Source organism: Rhodococcus sp. FG69, from assembly GCF_057808915.1.
In genome coordinates this window covers 186164-204740 of the sequence record NZ_JBMDIX010000001.1, presented here as the reverse complement: position 1 = coordinate 204740, position 18577 = coordinate 186164, and the positions used below count along the sequence as shown (strand labels likewise).

18 protein-coding genes are annotated in these 18577 nt (G+C 63.4%); 16 read left to right on the top strand and 2 right to left on the bottom strand.

From position 1 onward, the window contains the following. Window positions 1–74: 74 nt before the first annotated feature. Complete coding sequence (locus tag ACODSO_RS00965; RefSeq protein WP_489034347.1) at window positions 75–446, bottom strand: ArsR/SmtB family transcription factor; 372 nt, start codon at window positions 444–446, stop codon at window positions 75–77. Between the two features lie 167 nt (window positions 447–613). On the opposite strand from ACODSO_RS00965, the gene ACODSO_RS00960 reads away from it, so the two are divergent. Further along, entirely contained in the window at window positions 614–1717 is a 1104-nt protein-coding gene (locus ACODSO_RS00960) for a S1C family serine protease (protein WP_489034346.1), read from the top strand. Here ACODSO_RS00960 and ACODSO_RS00955 read toward each other — a convergent pair. Then, window positions 1686–2099: a VOC family protein gene (locus ACODSO_RS00955; RefSeq protein ID WP_489034344.1), complete on the bottom strand. Its 414-nt coding sequence runs from the start codon at window positions 2097–2099 to the stop codon at window positions 1686–1688. The two genes, ACODSO_RS00960 and ACODSO_RS00955, sit on opposite strands and share 32 nt — an antisense overlap. Window positions 2100–2199: 100 nt before the next feature. Here ACODSO_RS00955 and ACODSO_RS00950 point away from each other — a divergent pair, with 100 nt between their 5' ends. From ACODSO_RS00950 to ACODSO_RS00880, 15 genes are all read left to right on the top strand, one after another. Further along, a complete protein-coding gene (locus tag ACODSO_RS00950; protein WP_197480646.1) occupies window positions 2200–3177 on the top strand; it encodes an LLM class F420-dependent oxidoreductase in 978 nt (325 codons plus the stop codon). A gap of 127 nt (window positions 3178–3304) precedes the next feature. After that, window positions 3305–3913 carry an AIM24 family protein gene (locus tag ACODSO_RS00945; protein ID WP_068371342.1) on the top strand — a complete coding sequence of 203 codons (609 nt, stop codon included), beginning with the start codon at window positions 3305–3307 and terminating at the stop codon, window positions 3911–3913. A gap of 1 nt (window position 3914) precedes the next feature. Beyond that, complete coding sequence (locus ACODSO_RS00940) at window positions 3915–4592, top strand: AIM24 family protein (protein ID WP_338888073.1); 678 nt, start codon at window positions 3915–3917, stop codon at window positions 4590–4592. Window positions 4593–4603: 11 nt separating this feature from the next. Then, window positions 4604–5350 (top strand): AIM24 family protein, encoded by a 747-nt coding sequence (locus ACODSO_RS00935; RefSeq protein ID WP_489034343.1) that lies wholly within the window; start codon window positions 4604–4606, stop codon window positions 5348–5350. A gap of 35 nt (window positions 5351–5385) precedes the next feature. Then, a complete protein-coding gene (locus ACODSO_RS00930; protein WP_068371340.1) occupies window positions 5386–5751 on the top strand; it encodes a hypothetical protein in 366 nt (121 codons plus the stop codon). A 265-nt stretch (window positions 5752–6016) separates the two neighbouring features. After that, window positions 6017–7693, top strand: a complete 1677-nt coding sequence (locus ACODSO_RS00925) for an ABC transporter family substrate-binding protein (RefSeq protein WP_489034341.1) — start codon at window positions 6017–6019, stop codon at window positions 7691–7693. Continuing rightward, window positions 7690–8751: an ABC transporter permease gene (locus ACODSO_RS00920; RefSeq protein WP_489034339.1), complete on the top strand. Its 1062-nt coding sequence runs from the start codon at window positions 7690–7692 to the stop codon at window positions 8749–8751. The genes ACODSO_RS00925 and ACODSO_RS00920 overlap by 4 nt, the downstream gene beginning before the upstream one ends. Continuing rightward, the gene (locus ACODSO_RS00915) at window positions 8748–9656 is read left to right on the top strand and encodes an ABC transporter permease (RefSeq protein WP_489034337.1); all 909 of its coding nucleotides are present in this window, start codon (window positions 8748–8750) and stop codon (window positions 9654–9656) included. Before ACODSO_RS00920 ends, ACODSO_RS00915 begins: the two co-directional genes overlap by 4 nt. Continuing rightward, window positions 9653–11140: an ATP-binding cassette domain-containing protein gene (locus ACODSO_RS00910; protein WP_489034335.1), complete on the top strand. Its 1488-nt coding sequence runs from the start codon at window positions 9653–9655 to the stop codon at window positions 11138–11140. The genes ACODSO_RS00915 and ACODSO_RS00910 overlap by 4 nt, the downstream gene beginning before the upstream one ends. After that, a complete protein-coding gene (locus tag ACODSO_RS00905; protein WP_489034333.1) occupies window positions 11137–12612 on the top strand; it encodes an alanine racemase in 1476 nt (491 codons plus the stop codon). Before ACODSO_RS00910 ends, ACODSO_RS00905 begins: the two co-directional genes overlap by 4 nt. A 9-nt stretch (window positions 12613–12621) precedes the next feature. After that, window positions 12622–13947: a pyridoxal-phosphate dependent enzyme gene (locus tag ACODSO_RS00900; RefSeq protein WP_489034331.1), complete on the top strand. Its 1326-nt coding sequence runs from the start codon at window positions 12622–12624 to the stop codon at window positions 13945–13947. A gap of 18 nt (window positions 13948–13965) precedes the next feature. Next, on the top strand, window positions 13966–15213 hold the full coding sequence (locus ACODSO_RS00895; RefSeq protein WP_489034329.1) for an aminotransferase class V-fold PLP-dependent enzyme: 1248 nt from the start codon (window positions 13966–13968) through the stop codon (window positions 15211–15213). Continuing rightward, the gene (locus ACODSO_RS00890; protein ID WP_489034327.1) at window positions 15210–16475 is read left to right on the top strand and encodes an ATP-grasp domain-containing protein; all 1266 of its coding nucleotides are present in this window, start codon (window positions 15210–15212) and stop codon (window positions 16473–16475) included. The genes ACODSO_RS00895 and ACODSO_RS00890 overlap by 4 nt, the downstream gene beginning before the upstream one ends. Window positions 16476–16500: 25 nt before the next feature. Next, window positions 16501–17772, top strand: coding sequence for an MFS transporter (locus ACODSO_RS00885; RefSeq protein ID WP_489034326.1), 1272 nt, complete (start codon window positions 16501–16503; stop codon window positions 17770–17772). Next, window positions 17769–18575 (top strand): class I SAM-dependent methyltransferase, encoded by an 807-nt coding sequence (locus tag ACODSO_RS00880; protein ID WP_489034324.1) that lies wholly within the window; start codon window positions 17769–17771, stop codon window positions 18573–18575. The genes ACODSO_RS00885 and ACODSO_RS00880 overlap by 4 nt, the downstream gene beginning before the upstream one ends. Window positions 18576–18577: the final 2 nt, after the last annotated feature.

Sequence of the window (18577 nt, the reverse complement as noted above, 5' to 3'; positions counted from 1 at the left end):
GAAAATCTGCGCTGTCACTGACAGGCTCGGCATCTCAGGCGCCGACCGTCTCGAGAGGACGCGCAGAATCGATGCTAGGCGCGCCGGGCGCGAGTGTCGTCGTGATCGGTCTCGTCCACGCGCGTCGCATCGCTGGCCGCCTGTCCCGCAACCAACGAACGTTCGAGCACGTCACGAAGAAATTGTAGAGCGTCATTGGCTGGGCCTGACGGATCGATCGAGAAGTAGCGGTGACGACCCGACCGACGTTCGGTGATCACACCTGACATCTTCAACGCCTTCAGGTGCGTGGAGACGGTGGTCCGACCTACGGACAAAATCTGTTCACTGATGAAGCCCGCGCTGCATTCGCCATGAGATGCCAACGTGTCCAAGATTTCGCGGCGGACCTGGTCGGCAAGCGCAGCGAACACCAATTCCCTGCTCTGCTGATCACCAGCGTCCACGGTATTCCTCACGTCGATTGTGCACTGAAACCATGATACGTCGGCCTTCGTCAACATATCTCATGTGACATTCACCCCGCAAAAGAGCGAAGGACGACACGGGTTGCGCATCGAGAGCCGCCGGAAAACCCGCAGATGCCACCTCACCGCGGCCATAATGTGTAGTCATGCAGGCAACGGGCCGGGCGGCGTTCCTCGTAGCGTTGACTCTCGCTGCCTCCGCACTTGCGACGCCTCTCGCCCCCGGCGTACTCGACAGCACCCTCCTCGCGGACCAGGCACCCCCTGCCGTTGCGCTCCCGCCTCCGGTCGAAAACCCACCGCCCCTGACATTGGAGCAATTGTCTGCGCAGGTGAATCCGACTGTCGTCACGATCGCCGCCGAGTTCGGTCTCTACGGTGTCGCGGGGACTGGATTCGTCGTCGATCCCGGCGGACTTGTTCTCACCAACTTCCACGTGGTCGAAGAGGCGACAGCGGTGACGGCCGTCCACATGGGCAACGGACTGATCTACGACGCCTCCGTGCTCGGTTACGACAAGACGCGGGATCTGGCCGTACTGCAGCTGGCCACCGCATCCGACCTGCAGGTTGCGGCCATCGGGTCATCGGCGAATCTGGAAGTCGGTGCCGATGTGACCGCGATCGGAAATGCCTCCGGTGGCGGAGTTCTTGTGCCTGCGCCCGGCAAGATCGTCGCTCTCGATCGTTCGGTGATCGCACAGAGTTCGGTCGACGGGTCTCGCAACGAGCTGGTCGGCATGATTCAGATCGACGCCGATGTGCGTGCCGGGGATTCCGGCGGGCCACTCGTGGACGCATGGGGCAACGTCATCGGAGTCGATGCCGCGGGCCTCTCCGACGAGGCGCGCGAAACGCAGGCTTCCGAGGCCTATGCGATCCCCATCGATGACGCGATTGCGGTCGTCGACCAAGTTCGTGACGGTCGTTCGGAAGGAACAGTGCACGTCGGCCCGACGCCGTATCTGGGAATCGGGGTGCGCGATGTATCTGCCTTCCGCACGGCTGGACCGACTCAGGGAGCCGCGGTGGCATCCGTCCAGTACGACTCACCGGCGGAACGCACCGGTCTTGTCCAGGGCGATGTCATCGTGTCCTTCGACGGCCGACCCGTCCGGACATCCGATGAACTCTCCACGGAAATGATCGGGCGCAGACCCGGCGACACCGTTCGACTCGAGTGGATCACCGAAGAAGGTGTCCGCCAGCAACAGTCGGTCATCTTGGAGGTCGGAACACCGACCGCGTGATCTTCGCTTCCAGCACCGACAGGACGTTGCCCGCCGGGTCGGTGAACCAAGCGATGAGTGGCCCGCCGTGCCGAAAGATTCCGCGGTCGTCGGTACCCATGTCCGGGTACTGCTGGAATACGACGCCTTTGGCGGCCAATGCGTCGACCGCTGCCTCGATGTCGGCGACCGGGAAGTTGAGGATCGTGTACGGCGCGGCCCGGTGATGTTCGCGTGGATAGATCAGAACTTCCACGGCGTCGCTCAGCTGCAGACGAAGTAGCCCCATGTCGCCGTCGAGGACGGTCAGCCCGAGCGTATCGGCGTAGAACGCTCGGGCTGCGTCGATGTCGTCGACGGCGAATCCGGAGAACGGTGGTCGAGTGAGTTCGAGTGTCGGCATGCCGCCGATTGTTCCCCCGACCGTTGCGTTCTGCAGCGAAACCGGTGTCGCCCTTGTCAGACCCGCGGCATACGCCTCCGACGGGAGTAGCTTTGATCAGGTGACTATCCGTCTCGGTTACCAGATGCCCAACTTCAGCTACGACGGTTCCGTGAAAGAACTGTTCCCCAAGGTCATCGCGCAGGCGCGCGAGGCAGAGGCCGCGGGATTCGACACCGCGTTCGTCATGGATCACTTCTACCAACTACCCGGGATCGGCAAGCCCGACGACCCGATGCTCGAGGCGTATTCGGCCCTGTCCGCTCTGGCCACCGCAACCGACACCATTCAGCTGTCCGCCCTCGTCACGGGCAACACCTACCGAAACCCGGCGATTCTCGCCAAGACCGTCACCACGCTGGACGTCGTCAGCGGCGGCCGCGCGATCCTTGGGATCGGGGCGGGCTGGTTCGAGCTCGAACACACCAGCTTCGGGTTGGAGTTCGGAACGTTCACCGATCGGTTCGAGCGGCTCGACGAGGCACTGCAGATCATCGAGCCGATGTTGCGCGGGCAGCGTCCGACGTTCGACGGCCTCTGGTACCAGGTAGAGGATGCCATCAACGAACCTCGCATTCGGGACGATCTACCGATCATGCTCGGCGGCGGTGGCGAGAAGAAGACGTTCGGCCTTGCTGCGCAGTTCGCTGATCACCTCAACATCATTTGCAACGCAAGCGAATTGCCGCGCAAAGTCAAGGCCGTCGAAGCACGGTGCGAAGAAGTCGATCGCGATCCCAAGGACCTCGAAACAAGCTTCCTCGCGTTCGTCATCATCGACGAAGACGGCGACAAAGCGAAGAAGCTTCAGAGCGACTACCTGTTGTCGACGGGTGTCGACCTGTCCAACCTCGACGACGCCGACAGGGCAGCAGCGACGGACCGGCATTTCTGCGGCACCCCGGACGACGTCGCCGAGCAGGTGCAGAAGCGGGTGCTCGATCAGGGCATCGACGGGATCATCATCAACCTGGTCACCAACGGCCACGAGCCCGGCATCGTCGAACTCGCGGGCAAGACGCTGCGTCCGCTCGTGTAATCACGAGGTCGAGTACGCGCCCGCTTCGGACGTCCAGGCCGATCGCGTACTCGACCGACGGCTGCACGCGTATCCCTGGCACGGCGGAACCGCGCGTGGCATAGTTCCCGGCGTGGCTCAGCTGACAATGAACGGGCACCGTGTGCTCGTCGCGAATCTCACCGGCGATTCGCTGCGTGCGATTTCCGGATCGATGGTCGCGTACGAGGGCGATGTCGCCTTCAAGAACGCAGGGATGGGCGGCGGCGGCGGATTCCGCGCTGCTCTCAAGCAGAAGGTCGCAGGCGAATCCCTCTCTCTCATGGAGGTATCCGGGAAAGGGACCGTCTACTTCGCCGTCGACGCCCAGGACATCACCATCGTCGAGATCGCGAACGACTCCATGCACGTGGAAGCATCGCAACTTCTCGCTCTGACAGGTCAGCTCAAGACCGAGGTCAAGTTCTCTGGGCTCCGAGGCGCGAGCTCCGGACAGGGACTCTTCACGACGGTCGTCAGCGGGTCCGGCACCGTCGCGCTGCTCTCGGCAGGGGGTCCGTTGATCGCGCTCGCCGTCGATCCGCAGTACCCACTCGTCGTCGACCCCGATTCGTTCGTCGCGCACCGCGGTCAACTGAACCAGAGCTTCGTCACCGACGTCACGTGGCGATCCGCCATCGGCGGTGGCAGCGGTGAGGCATTCTCGCTCCGTTTCGACGGCCAAGGCGTCGTCTACATCCAACCCGAGGAGCGCTGACGTGCCGCTCGAACTCGTCAACAGCAAAGTCGTCAAATCGACTCTCGCACCAGGACAGAACGTTCTCGCGCGCAAGGGCGCGATGCTCTATTACACCGGCGATGTGCACTTCATCCCACACTCGATGGGTGGAGCTGCCAGTGGCATGCCGAGCATGGGCGGGGTCGCCGGAATGGCCGGTCGGATGATGTCCGGCGAACACGTCGCGATGATGGCCGCCGAAGGTCAGGGTGAGGTCTTCTACGGACACGCGGGACTGTACGTCGAGGTGATCCATCTCGACGGTTCGTCGATGCTGACCGTCGAAGCCGATCGCCTACTCGTGCACGACGGGTACCTACAAAGCTCGATCGTCGCGCTCACGTCGCAGGGTGGAGTTCGGGGAGCCGTCCGCGGCGCCATGACCGGGCAGGGCTTGTTCACGACGCAACTCACCGGACAAGGCAGTGTCGCGGTGCTGTCGCACGGCGGCGCAACTCCGTTGCAGGTCGGACCCGAACACCCACAGGTCGTGGTCGACCCGCAAGCGTACGTCTGCCACATCGGCAACATCACCGTGGACATCTCGGCGAACGTCGGCTGGCGCGACGCCGTCGGCAAGGGCAGCGGTGAGGCGATCCAGCTGAAAATGACGGGTATGGGCACCGTGTGGGTCCAGGCCTCCGAGCAGAAATTCTGAGGAGCACACACATGGGCCTCGAAATCCACACCCCGTACACGCTTCCCGTCAACGACAACGTTCCCGGAAACGACTACGCTTTCTGCGTCGAACTCGCAGGCCAGCCGTGGTTCACTTCCAAGGGCGCGATGATCGCCTACTACGGCAACGTCCGATTCGAACCGCTGGGTCAGACATCGATGCCCGCGATCGTGGCCGCGAAATTCTCCTCGCCGCTGTACTCGAACGACTGGGTACTCGCGCAAGGCCAGGGCAAGCTGATCCTCGGCGACCGCGGATTCAACATCAACAGCTACGACCTCGACGAAGGCAACCTGACGATCCGGGCGTCGAACCTGCTCGCGTTCGAGCCGACGCTCGATCTCAAGCAGTCCATCGTTCCCGGATTCCTGACGTTGCTCGGTACCGGCAAGTTCCTGGCGTCGTCGAACGGAACGGTGATGTTCGCCGAGCCGCCCCTGCGTATCGACCCGGAAGCGCTCGTCGGGTGGGCGGACTGCCCGTCGCCGTCGCACCACTTCGACGCAGGGTGGATGCAGAACTTCCTCGGTGCGGCACGCGGATTCCTCGGCGCCAACAGCGGCGAGGAGCGTCAGTTCGACTTCACCGGCGCAGGCACCGTCCTCATCCAGTCCAGCGAGAAGGTCCTCGACGACGGTCACCTGCTCAAGCACATCGAGTCGCAGACCGTGTCCTTGGGCCAGAACTCGCTGCGGGCTCTACACAGCACCATCGGGTCGCGGCTCCAGCAGCAGTGATGCGGGTGCGCGGCTCGCAGGCGCACACTGGAGAGATGACAAACAACGGACCGTTCAACATCGACCCCGAGGACTTCGATCGATTCGCGAAAGAAGCGAGCGATGGACTCCGCGACGTGGTCGGCCAAGTAGGTAAGATCATCGGCCAATCCGGCGCCGTCGGGCCCTGGGGTGCATTCTTCGGCGAGGCAGCGACACCTCGCGCAAAGCCGGCCCCCGAGACCACAGGCGAGAAGGGCGACGGCGTCTGGACCATCTATACGGTCACCGACGACGGCGCAGCCATCGACCAGGTGTTCGCCACCGAACTCGATGCCCTTCGTGCTCACAAGGACAACACCGACCCGACCCGTCGAGTGCGCTTCCTGCCGTACGGAATGAGCGTCAGCGCGCTCGACTAGCCAAAGACTCAGCCCTGAACACGGACTGATAACCGCCACAGTCCTGCCCCTCCAGCATACGAGTAAGACCGTCGGCGAAGAACGAAGCCAGTTCGCTTCACGTTCTCTCGTCCGGCGCGCTTGCGTCCCCTCTTCGCCTGCCACGAACAAACGACGGCACGAACGAATCGGTACTCCCCAGGACCCAAGCCTCAACGTCCGGACTTTTAATGACAATGATTATCGTTTACATTAAAGGTCGGACAACCAACTGGAGAGACAACCGATGACGATGACAGTTCGGCGCTGGCGTGTGCTGGCCGCCGCGATGGCGAGCACAGTGGTGTTGGGCGGGTGCGGTTCGGGCGGCGACGCCGAACGCTCACCTGCAGCAAACGGGGGACAGCAGATCAACGCGCAGGAGGCATCCTCGCTGCGCGAAGGCGGCGAACTCCGCATCCCGGTCGATGCATTGCCCACCAACTACAACCCTCTGCAGATCAACGGTGCCCGCGTGGTCACGTGGCAGCTCTCCGAGGCCCTCTTGCCGAGCGCGTTCCGCGATGGGCCCGACGGCCGCCACCGCCTCGCGGAGGACTTCTTCTCCTCGGCCGAGCTCACATCCGAGTCTCCACAGGTGGTCACGTACGAGATCAACGAGGACGCAACCTGGTCGAACGGGCGCGCGATGGACTGGGAGGATCTGGAGTCCCAGGCCCGGGCCCTCAGTGGCGCCGACACCGCGTTCGAGGGCTACAGCAACGTCGGCTACTCCGATATCGAGAAGGTCGAGCGCGGCGCCTCGGACAAGCAGGCAGTCGTCACTTTCGAGACACCGTTCGCCGAATGGCAGGGGCTGTTCAATCTCATTGCGCCCAAAGAGGTGACTGGCAACGCGGATGCGTTCAACACAGCCTGGGTCGACGCACCGACGATCACCGCGGGCCCGTTCATCGTGAACAACATCGACGAGACCGCGAAAACAATTGTGGTGGAGCGCAACAGCGACTGGTGGGGTGAGAAGCCTCCATTGGACCAGATCATCTTCCGCGCACTCGATCCCTCGGCTCGCGCAGATGCGCTGGCCAACAACGAGATAGACCTGTATCCGATCGGCGGCGATATCGACCTGTTCACCCGCGCACAGTCGATCGACGGCGTCGAGATCAGGCAGGCTCCCGAGCGCAAGGCTGGGCAGATCACCTTCAACGGTGCCGAAGGCGCCGCCCTGGCCGACGAGCAACTGCGCATCGCGGTTGCCCAAGCCCTGGACCCGGCCGCTGTGACCACCGTCCTGATGGACCGCATCGTTCCTGGAGCCGAACCGGTCGGCAACCACATCCTGCCGCCGACCGACGCCGGATACGTCGACAACTCCGCCACCCTGCCACACGATGCCGACGCGGCAGGGCGATCGCTCGACGAACTGGGGTGGACCGCACAGAACGGTGGTGTTCGGACGAAAGACGGCGCGCCCCTCGAACTGCGACTGTTGGCTCAGAACACCCCAGTGGGCAACACGGTGTCCGGCGTTCTCCGCGATCAGCTCACTGCCGCGGGAATCGGGGTACAGGTCAACTCGGTGTCGCCGGACCAGTTCTACGACGAGTACCTCATCCCTGGCAATTTCGACCTGGCTGCGTTCGAATGGACCAAGTCCGCATCACCGTTCGCACACGACCGGCCAGTATTTCAGAAGCCGGAAGGTGACGACGCAGGCAGCAACTATGGCCGCATCTACATCCCCGAGATCGACGCACTCTACGACCGCGGCTTGACCGAACTGGACGCCGACAAGCGCAACGAGATCGCTAACGAAATCGACGTGCTGACATGGAAATACGCACATCACCTTCCTCTGTATGCCGACTCGGGTGCCTATGCAGTTCGGGCCGAACTTGCCAACTATGGCGCACGTGGACTTGGGGCCTACGGTTTCGAAAGCGCCGGTTGGCAGGAGTGACCACGTCTTTCACTGCGGAGCCGACTAGCTCCGACGCCCCTGCGGTCCGCCCTCGTGGTGGGTCGCAGGGGGGAACCTGGGTTGCCCGGCTGACCGGCCGACTGTGCGCGCGGGTGGCACTGTGCCTGACGGCAACCTTCCTTGCTTACTGCCTGGCGTCGTACAGTTTCGATCCCCTAGCGGTGTACGAATCGCGGCAGCCCCGACCACCACAACAGGTGATCGACGCGCAAGCCGTTCGACTTGGCCTGGATCAGCCTGTGCCGCTGCGGTTCTTCTCCTGGCTCGGCGGCGTACTCACCGGCAACTTCGGTACCACTGTCGGTGGCCGGGAAATCGGTGACGAGCTGTGGACGCGAACCGGGACTTCGTTGCGGCTGTATCTGATCGGTGCGACGATCGCTGTCGCGCTCGGGATCGTGGTCGGCGTCCGCGGCGCGCTCTCGACGGGTGCACTGCGCGCCCAGTGGTCGATGCTGTGGACGCTGACCGTACTCGCCGTCCCGGTTTTCGTCCTCGGCACTGTGTTGAAGATGCTGTGGCTGCCGATCAATGATGTGGCCGGAACGCAGATCCTCTACTTCTCCGGTGAACGCACGGCCGGGGCCGACTTCACCGGCACTGCTGCCCTGGTCGATCGACTGCAGCACCTCGTCCTCCCGACCATCTGCATTGCACTACCTCAAATCGCGTTCTTCAGCCGGTATCAACGCGCGGCCGCCCTCGATGTCGCGAACAGTGGCTACGTGCGAGCAGCGCGCGCCCGTGGCCTTCCCCGACGCACCGCCTTCTGGCGTCACGGCCTGAGATCAGCCGTCATACCGGTTGTTTCGTTGTTCGCTTTCAGTTTCGGAATTCATCTTGCTGGTGGCGTCTTCACCGAGCGCATCTTCGGTTGGTACGGACTCGGTGACTGGATCATCACAGCCATCCACGACCACGACGCCCGGGTGTGCGCGTCGGTCACGCTGCTGTTCGGCATCCTCGTCGTGCTCGCGGGCTGGATCTCCGACCTGGCGTCGGTCGCCCTCGACCCTCGATTGCGAGCCAACTCATGAGCACGACGCAGGACGCACGACAGACACTGGACGCACAACAGCGGACGCTCATCGACGCCGACGGACTACCCGCCCGAACCGCGACACCACCGGGGCACGACGGCCGGGTCCTGACATACCTGGGCGCAGGCATTCTCGTGACGCTGACTGCGGTCGCATTCATCGGCCCGCATGCATTGACCTTCCACTACTCCGAGCAGAATCACGGATCGATACTCGAGGCACCAACGGTTCGACATTGGTTCGGCACCGCTCGCCTGGGTGAAGACATTCTTGCCCAGACGCTGCACGGTTTGCAGAAGTCGCTGCTCATCGGCGTCGCAGCAGCCATCCTTGCAACCGGCGCGGCAGCGGTGGTCGGCATGCTCGCCGGCCTCGCGCGAGGCGCAGTGGACAAGACGTCGATGTGGGCGGTCGACACCTTGCTCGTTCTGCCGCCGATCCTGGTGATTGCGGTGCTCTCACCGCTCTTCGTCGATCGATCGTGGCTATTTCTCATCCTGGCTATCGCCGCGTTCCAATGGATGCTTCCGGCTCGAATGATCCGCGCCCGCACCCTCACCCTGCGCGTCAGCGGCTTCGTCAGGGCAGCCAACACCATGGGTGCATCGAAGTGGCATGTGATGCGAAAGCATCTGCTGCCGAACATGATCCCACTGCTGGCCGTCGACTGTGCGCTGACGGTCGCGACAGCGGTGCTCGCCGAGGCAGGATTGAGCTACTTCGGGTTCGGTGTGCAGCCACCCGACATTTCACTCGGCACGCTGATCGCGACGGGAAGCGCCTCGGCCGTCACCTATCCCTGGGTTTTCGTCGCTCCCGCAGTCACTCTCGTCCTGACGGTGCTCGGCGTCGGATTCGTCGGCGAAGGCGTCCGACGTTCGAGGGAGGCGGCAACCCTATGACACCCCAGAGCACTGAGCCACTACTGCTTGTCGACGGTCTCGGCGTCACCATCGGAGCCCGAAAGGTACTCCAGGATGTTGCACTGGAGATTCGACGAGGCGAGGTCCTCGGGGTGGTTGGCGCGTCCGGTTCCGGCAAGTCGATGACCGCGTCGGCGGTCATGGGCCTCGCCCCGGACTCCGCACGCATCACCGGTTCGATCCGGTTCGCGGGCACGGAACTCACCACATTGGACGACAAGCAACTGTGTCGGTACCGAGGCAACCGGATGTCCTTCATCCCCCAGGACCCCATGGGTTCGCTCACTCCCACCCGCACGATCGCAGGGCACATGGTCGAGGCGATCACGTTGCAGCAACCCCTCACCCGTCGACAAGCACGCACGCTGGCCATCGAGCTATTGGGACGCGTCGGCATCCCCGACCCGTCCACCCGAGTCGACTCGTACCCACACGAACTGTCCGGTGGCATGCGGCAACGGGTCGCGATCGCCCTCGCAGTGGCCAACGAACCTGAACTGCTGATCGCCGACGAACCGACGAGCGCACTCGACGCCGACATCGGCGCACGGATACTCGACCTCTTCCACGATCTGCTTCGTGAGCGGCACATGGCGATGCTGCTGATCTCTCACGACCCGGCCGTCGTGGAACGCATGAGTGATCGCATCATCACCATCTCGCACGGGATGGTCGTCCCCACTACACCGAACGGCGCCGTCACTGCCTCTACCCGCAGCGCCACGATCGTGAAAAAGTCTGGACCGCACAGCAACCCGACGGTCCTCGATATCGACGCTCTGACGGTCACCTACGCTCGATCAGGCCTTCGCCGCCGCGGACCCGCCGTCGTAGCCTGCCGCGACGTTTCGCTCACCGTGTCCGCCGGAGAAGCCGTCGCCCTCGTCGGTCCCTCCGGAAGCGGAAAGACAACCGTGCTTCGACAAGTCCTCGCGCTGCATGCACCGTCCCAGGGGCGGATCGAAGTGTTCGGACAGGATCCTGCCGACATGTCGGCTGCAGACAGACGGCAAATTCGAACGCGGATACAGGCGGTTTTCCAAGACCCGAGCGACTCCCTCGACCCTCGAATGAACGTCGAGGCCATCATTGCAGAGCCCCTTCTGATTCACCGCAGACCCGCGCCGGTCGAACGAATCAGCGAGTTGCTCGACCTCGTCGGAATGCCGCCGGAATCTCTACGACGCCATCCGCGTCAATTGTCGGGAGGCCAGCAACAGCGCGTGGCGATCGCGCGCGCTCTCGCCCTCGAACCTGAACTACTCGTGCTGGACGAACCCGTCTCCTCGCTCGATGCGCCGCTACGCACGGTGATCATGGAGCTACTCGACGACCTACGCGCCCGGCTCGGCCTCGCATATCTCATCGTCTCGCATGACCTCGAACTCGTCGGGCGTCACGTCGACCGTGTGATCGTCCTCGAACAGTCACCGCGACCACTGAAGGAAGCAGTCTCATCGTGATCAACTCCGCACCACTCCCGCTGACCCCCAAGAAGTCCGACCTTGTCGAAGATCTCCTGACGAACACTCCGCTGATTCTCGACCTAGCTCACGCACTCGGGTCGCCACTCAATGTCGTTTTACCGCAACAGATCCGAGACAACGTCGACGAGTTCCAACGCACCATTGCCGGACACGGCATGCGGGGTGCCGTGTACTACGCCCACAAGGCCAATCGATCGGCGGCGCTCGTTCGTGAATTGGCTGCGACTGGGGCAAGGATCGACGTAGCTTCCCTGGCCGAATTGCAACGCGCACTCGGTAGCGGCTTCGCACCCGCAAGGATCATGACCACAGGACCCAAGACACCGGAATTTCTGTGGCTGGCAGTGCGATCAGGGGTCACTGTCAACGTCGACACGATGGACGAGCTCGCAATGGTCGGTGACATCGCACAGGCGCACGCGCTCCCCAAGCTGGAGATCCTGGTGCGATTGTCGTCGTTCAGCAACTCCGGAGCCACCATGCTGAGCCGCCCCTCTCGATTCGGGGTTGCGACCGACGAACTCGACTCGGTATTCGCTGTTCTCGACAAATACCCAGAGCACCTGACGTTGCTCGGGTTCGCCTACCACCTCGACACCATCGGCATTCCCGAGAAGGCTCGCGCTTTCGACGGTTGCCTGCTGGCACTGGAAGAAGCTCGTGTCCGCGGCCATGATCCACGGGTGGTCGACATCGGGGGCGGGTTCGGCGTGGACTACCTGGCCGACGGCGCGGAATGGGAGGCATTCACAACTGCACTCGCCGAAGCAGTTCTCGGGCGTCGCGCACCGGTAACGTGGCAGGGCGCGGGATACGGCCTGCGCAACGAAGGTGGACGGCTGCGCGGCAACCTCGGCCTGTATCCCGCGCATCGACCGGTCAGCGGACCGCGGTACCTCGACGATCTGTTGAACACCGCTGCACCGATTCTCGGCTCGACTCTCGCCGCTGCCGTACTGGACAACATGCACGAGCTGTGGATCGAACCCGGACGTTCCCTTCTCGATCAATGCGGCGTGGTGATCGCCCGTGTACTCGAGGTACGCCCCGCGACCGACGACACGCATTTCATTCGACTGGATCTCAATGCCGGAGACGTCAGCCTGGAGGAACACGGAGTCCACCTCGATCCGGTTCTGATCCCCTCGCGCGGATGTGAGCGTGGCGCCGGCTCGGGCTACATGATCGGAAATCTCTGCCTGGAAGCAGATTTCATCAGCAGACGGAAGATCTGGTTCGAACAGCTACCCATCGCCGGAGATCTTCTCGTGTTCGTGAACACCGCCGGGTACTTCATGGACTTCAGCGCCGACCACGCGCTCGACCAACCGATCGCACGCGTGGTCGCACTGTCGCGCAACGCCGCTGGCTGGTCGTGGCAACTCGACGAGCAGTACTGGCCGGATCCGTTTCACGGGCCGAGCACACGACGAACCGAATCCAACTGAGGAGAAGCAATGCTGTACGACAGCGTCATCGACGTCATCGGCGACACCCCGCTGGTGCACATCGACGAAGAAGTGACGGGCCTGCGCAACATCGACCTGTACGCCAAGCTCGAAATGCTCAATCCGTTCGGATCGGTCAAGGACAGGGCGGCGTGGTCGATGGCGAGCGCCGGCATCGACACTGCGCGTGACGGCGATCAGACAATGATCGAGCTGTCGAGTGGCAACACCGCCAAAGCGCTCGCGGTCATTGCGGGCATGCACGGGGTCCGCTTCCGATCGGTCACCAATCGCATGAAGGTGCCAGAGATCAAAGACCTGCTGCTACTGATCGGCGCCGACATCGAAGAATTGCCCGGCCAGGCAGAGTGTCTCGATCCCACCGATGCCGATGACCCGCTGGCTCGCATCCACCGGGAGATCTCCGGCCCCGGTAGCGGCTACTTCCACACCGACCAGTACTTCAACAAACGCAACGTCGACGCCCACGTCCATGGGACCGGCCCGGAGATCATCGACGACCTGGGCGGCGCTCCCGCGCACTTCATCGCCTGCGTGGGCACCGCAGGATCATCTACCGGCGTCGCACAGGTTCTGCGTGCTGCCGATCCCGACGTGCAGGTGCTCGGACTCGTCGCGCACAAATCCGACTTCATACCGGGCATCCGAAACATCGACGAAGTCCACGAAGTGGGACTCTTCGATCCCGACACCTACGACACCATCGAATCGGTCAGCGCGGACGACGCGATCGACGGGATGCTGACCCTCGTTCGACGCTGCGGCATGCTGGCCGGTCCCACCGGTGGAGCCGCCTACTTCGGCGCCGTTCGTCATCTCGCGAAAGCCGATGCGCAACTAGACGGTACCGGCCGCCGCGAGAGCGCGGTATTCATCGTCTGCGACCGCATCGAGAGCTACATGTCGTACGTCCGCAATCGACGTCCGGACTTGCTCAAACAACCGGCGCGCCCGGGTAGCGTTGCGACGCTGTCCGACGCCGAAGTCGCTGCCGTACAGACACTGTCGGTAGACGATGCACGTAGGTGGATCCAGACGGAATCTCCCCTGGTAATCGACCTTCGTGGTGCGTTCGCCTACCGCGCCCTGCACATCGAGGGATCGATCAACATCGCCGACGAACTGTTCGGCGAGCTGATTCGTGGTGGGGTGCCGTTCGGCACGAGCCGCAAGGTCCTGCTCGTCTGCCCCGTCGGGGAAAAATCGACCCGATACGCAGCCGCACTCTCACGGATGGGCCACAACGACACGCGCAGCCTCGGGGGCGGCGTCATCGCGTGGCGCGACGCCGGCGCGCCACTGGTCCGCGACTAACAGAACGGAACCGATCACATGTCCCTCACCACAACACAGTTCACGGATCTGCGTTCAGAGCCTCCCTATGCGGTCCTCGACCGACTCGCGGACTGGCAACGAGACCTGCGTGCAGACTTCCCCATCATCACCGCGCACCCATCGCTCACCTATCTCGACAGCTCTGCCACCGCGCAGAAGCCGCGTCCAGTCCTCGACGCAGTGCTCAGTTATCTCGTCACCACGAATGCGAATGCGGGCCGCGGTACCTATGGCTGGGCCAACAGCACCACCGAACTCGTCGAGGCAGGCCGTGCGGCAGTGCACGAGTTCCTGGGCGACAGGAGCACCGGTTCATCGTCCGTCGTCTTCCTGGACGGAGCGTCGAGTGGTTTGCGTAAGGTGGCCCAGGACTGGTTGATCGGACATCTCGCCGACGGTGACGAAATCATCGTGCCGTTCGCCGACCACCAGGCCAATGCGCTGCCGTGGCACGAAGCACAGCAGATGCTGGCCGACCGCGGTCGCCATGTGACGGTGCATGCTCTCCCGTACGAGGAGAGCGGCTCCGGCGACTACGACATCGACGCATTCACCGAGCTCCTTGGCCCGCGGACCAGGTTCGTCGCCGTCACACACGTGCACCACGTCTACGGAAACGACATGAACGTGCACCGGATTCGCAACGCGTGCGGGCCCGACACGGTCATCTGCCTCGATGCAGCGCAGAGCATAGGCCATCAACCCGTCGACGTGTCGACACTCGACGTCGACTTCGTGGTCTTCTCCGGCCACAAGGCGATGGCTCTTCCGGGGATCGGCGCGGTGTGGGCCCGAAACGAGCGAGGAGTTCCGTTCGAACCTGCAGGATGGAAGGGAAGCCCGAACACCACCGGAATCGTCAGTCTCAGTGCGGCATTCGAATGGCTACGTGCGGCAGGGCTCGACAACATCCATTCTTGGACGACGGCGCTCGGCGCGGTGCTGACGGACGGATTGTCTCGGCTGAACTCCTACGAGGTGCTGGGGTGTCAGTCCAGCCTGAGCCTCGACTCGGATATCCAACGACGCCAGGGAATCGTCACCTTCCGACATCGAGATATCTCGTCGAACGACCTCGGTTTCGTCTTGGAGAGCCGAGGATTCATGGTTCGAGCGGACGGACACTGTCAGGCGCACGCCGGTGAGGACTCGGCATCGGTACGTGCCAGTGTCCACGTCTACAACACCAGAGACGAAGTCGACCGACTCCTCGAAGTACTTACCGAATTGGACGGTGCCGTATGACCGGAACAATCGTGATGGTCGACCTGTACGGCCCGACGATGCGGCTTGCACAGGGTTACATGGACCGTGGGTTCGACGTCGTCCAACTGCAGAGCACCCCGGACGTTCCGCCCTTCTATCGCAGGTTCATCGGCAACGGTCTGGCCGGACAGATCGTCCACCGCGGAGGTCTGACAGACAGTGAACAACTCGACGCCACACTCGAGGCAGTGGCCGCACTGAACCCAGTTGCGGTGACGACCGGCGGTGAGACAGGCGTCGAACTGGCGGACCTCCTTTCCCACCGGCTCGGCCTTGCGTCGAACGGCACCGCGTTGAGCAGCGTCCGCAGAGACAAGTTCGCCATGATCGAACGGCTACGTGCTCGCGGTCTGCGGGCAACCGAGCAGCTTCTCGTAGCCGATGCCGACACACTGTTCGCGTGGCACACCGCCCTCGGCGGGCAGGTCGTCGTCAAGCCGACCCGCAGTGCGGGCAACGACGGTGTCCAGTTCTGCATGAGCCCGTCCGATTCAGTCGAGGCGTACGGCCGAATAGTCGATCAGCAGAACATCTTCGGAGTGACCAACGAGGGCGTGGTGGCGCAACAGTTCCTCGTCGGAGGTGAATACGTCGTCAATACCGTCAGCTGTGCCGGCGACCACCGCGTCACCGACATGTGGAGGTACGTGAAGATCTCTGCCAACGGAATATCGGATCGGGTGGCAGCCGCGGTCTCCGTCCCCGACGACGACCCGCGTACGAACGCTCTGGCAGAGTACGCGTTGGGCGTGCTCGATGCACTGGGTATCGACTACGGCCCAGCACATCTGGAGATCATGATGACGCCACAGGGTGCGCATCTCGTGGAGATCGGGGCGCGGCTGTGCGGCGCGGACACCGCGCGGTACGCCCAGATCGCCCGGGGTGAATCACAGATCGAGTGGACGGTGATGGCCTTCACCGAACCGGACGAATTCGCCCGCATCCACACTCGACCGTCACAGGAACGATCTCATGCCGCGATGGTCTTCATGACATCTCCCTACGAGGGCTCGCTTCGCGGCTATCCGAAGCTCGACCAGGTACTGGCGCTGCCGAGCTATCTCGATCATCAGATCGTCGTCGCCCCGGGAGAACGATTGCAACGCACAGTTTCCGATGTCACCGAGCCCATGATGATCGGCCTCACCCACCCGGTGCGTGACATTCTGGAACGAGATCTGTCGACGGTACTGTTCCTCGACGGCGACGGGTTCTACGACATCACGAGTCGTTCGTGACCACCGACGTCGAGAGGGAACACGCATGAGGAAGTACGCGGCGCTGTGGCGATTGCCTGGCGCACCGATGCTGATCGTCGGCGGGACTGCGGCCCGTATCGGTCACGGGGTGACGATCGTCGCGTGGCTGCTTCTGATCAGAGAGGTCAATGGCGACTATGCGACAGCAGGTCTCGTGACCGGAGCCGTCTCGCTCGCCACCGCGTTCGCTGCGCCGGTTGCGGGCCGCCTGGTCGATCGCTTCTCCGCTGCCCGCGTGCTGCCCGTGTATGCGATCGGGTACGCGCTCGGCCACGCTGCACTGCTGGGAGCAGTGCTCAGCGAATCGACACTCTGGATTCTGTTGGTGCTGGCAGTGTTCACCGGAGCAACGTTCCCTCCGATGTCCCCGGCTCTGCGCTCGGCGTGGACGCACGCCACACGACCCGACGGCCCCAACCCCACCCTGAGAACCACTGCGATGGCGGCAGAATCTGCGGTGTTCGAATTGGTGTTCGTTCTCGGTCCACTCATCACGTCGTCGTTCATCATTCTGGCCGACCACAGCACAACGCAGCCGACGATGTACGGGGCCGGCGCCGCGATCGCCTTCGCGACGATCACGACGCTCGTGGGGACCGTCGTCGTGTGCCGGGGTCGTGCAATACAGTCACTTCGAAGCGAAGCTGCATCAACCCGCACGATGGGTGTAGGCCCGTTGCGTATGCCCGCGTTCGTCCTGCTCCTGACGGTCACGGCCGGGGTGGCGTTTTCGTTCGGCGCATCACCGGTGGCCATTGCGGCGTTCGCACAATCATCCGGTGGTGTCGCGGGCGGTGTGACCGCGGGCGTGTTGATCGCAGTGTGGAGCGTCGGAAGCGCAGCCGGCGGAATTCTTTACGGGGCCATGCCTCTTCGTCCGGCTGACACGTCGCAGGCGCTGACCAAGAGGCTGATCGTGTTGCTCCTCGGACTCACCGTCGGGTACGCGGCATGGATTGCTGCAGACAACTCGGTGCAGCTCGCTGTGGTGTTGATGCTCACCGGGGCGGTCATCGCGCCGGCGGTCACCGTATTGGCCGAGCTCGTCGCCGTCACCGTCCCGGCATCCATGATCACCGAAAGCTATACGTGGTTCACGTGTATCAACATGTCGTGCGCTGCGGGCGGGGCTGCGATAGCCGGTCCGATCGTGGATTCGCCCGGCGGGCCGGCCCTCGGATTCTGGCTCTGCGTGGCTGCGGGCGGCATCGCGGTGGTGGCAGCAGTCGTGGCGGCGACTGTAACGTCGCGTAATGGTACGAAGGCCTCCGTGTGAAGGCGTGGGTCCCGTCCGTGGTCGACGCGCCGCTGGCGCGGCACTGGTGCGACCGGTGGGAAGATCAACAGCAGCTGTACGCCGGTGACAGAGAAGAGCGCTTCGAGTCCGTACTCGATGTCGTGCAGGCCGTGCGGGCTCGGCCACGCGTGATCGTCGATCTAGGCAGTGGTCCAGGATCTTTGGCGCTTCGGGCTGCTCGGCGGTTCCCGGATGCGACAGTAGTCGCCGTCGATCAAGATCCTCTTCTGCTCGCGCTAGGGACTGCCGCTCACCCTCAGCTCGTCTTCGTTCAGGCCGACATAGGGGCCGACGGGTGGACAATGCAGCTCGCGAAATATGCAGGCAGCATCGACGCGATCATCTCCAGCACGGCGCTGCACTATCCCACGCGAAAGGTTCTGGACGGGATCTACCGCGACTGCTACCGCCTACTCGGAACGCAGTCCATCCTGGTCGACGCCGATCAGTTCTATCCCACCAATGATCGATGGAGACAGGTTCTTTCGGCGTCAGATGACATCCGGGCCCGACGAACGAGGCGGGCTGCGCCCGAGGACTGGGATCGATGGTGGCGGTCGGCCGAATCCGAGCCGGCGTTCGCACCACTGCTGGCTCGACGCGCCCACGAAGTGCCGGCACACGAGCGCGACAACGAACTCTCGATGGAGGACCATGTGGTCTCGATGAGATCCGCTGGATTCGTTGCAGCAGGACCTGTGTGGCAACACGGCCGCAGCGCCGTGATCGCGGCTCTGACGGCGTCCACGCCACAGATCCGCACCGACGGAGAACCTCAGTAGTT

What these genes read in the sequence shown, in the direction of transcription:
- ACODSO_RS00915 (WP_489034337.1), top strand. Translation starts at nt 8,748, where the DNA reads ATGAGCACGACGCAGGACGCACGACAGACACTGGACGCACAACAGCGG.
- ACODSO_RS00895 (WP_489034329.1), top strand. Translation starts at nt 13,966, where the DNA reads ATGTCCCTCACCACAACACAGTTCACGGATCTGCGTTCAGAGCCTCCC.
- ACODSO_RS00885 (WP_489034326.1), top strand. Translation starts at nt 16,501, where the DNA reads ATGAGGAAGTACGCGGCGCTGTGGCGATTGCCTGGCGCACCGATGCTG.
- ACODSO_RS00900 (WP_489034331.1), top strand. Translation starts at nt 12,622, where the DNA reads ATGCTGTACGACAGCGTCATCGACGTCATCGGCGACACCCCGCTGGTG.
- ACODSO_RS00945 (WP_068371342.1), top strand. Translation starts at nt 3,305, where the DNA reads ATGAACGGGCACCGTGTGCTCGTCGCGAATCTCACCGGCGATTCGCTG.
- ACODSO_RS00925 (WP_489034341.1), top strand. Translation starts at nt 6,017, where the DNA reads ATGACGATGACAGTTCGGCGCTGGCGTGTGCTGGCCGCCGCGATGGCG.
- ACODSO_RS00910 (WP_489034335.1), top strand. Translation starts at nt 9,653, where the DNA reads ATGACACCCCAGAGCACTGAGCCACTACTGCTTGTCGACGGTCTCGGC.
- ACODSO_RS00960 (WP_489034346.1), top strand. Translation starts at nt 614, where the DNA reads ATGCAGGCAACGGGCCGGGCGGCGTTCCTCGTAGCGTTGACTCTCGCT.
- ACODSO_RS00930 (WP_068371340.1), top strand. Translation starts at nt 5,386, where the DNA reads ATGACAAACAACGGACCGTTCAACATCGACCCCGAGGACTTCGATCGA.
- ACODSO_RS00955 (WP_489034344.1), bottom strand. Translation starts at nt 2,099, where the DNA reads ATGCCGACACTCGAACTCACTCGACCACCGTTCTCCGGATTCGCCGTC.
- ACODSO_RS00935 (WP_489034343.1), top strand. Translation starts at nt 4,604, where the DNA reads ATGGGCCTCGAAATCCACACCCCGTACACGCTTCCCGTCAACGACAAC.
- ACODSO_RS00890 (WP_489034327.1), top strand. Translation starts at nt 15,210, where the DNA reads ATGACCGGAACAATCGTGATGGTCGACCTGTACGGCCCGACGATGCGG.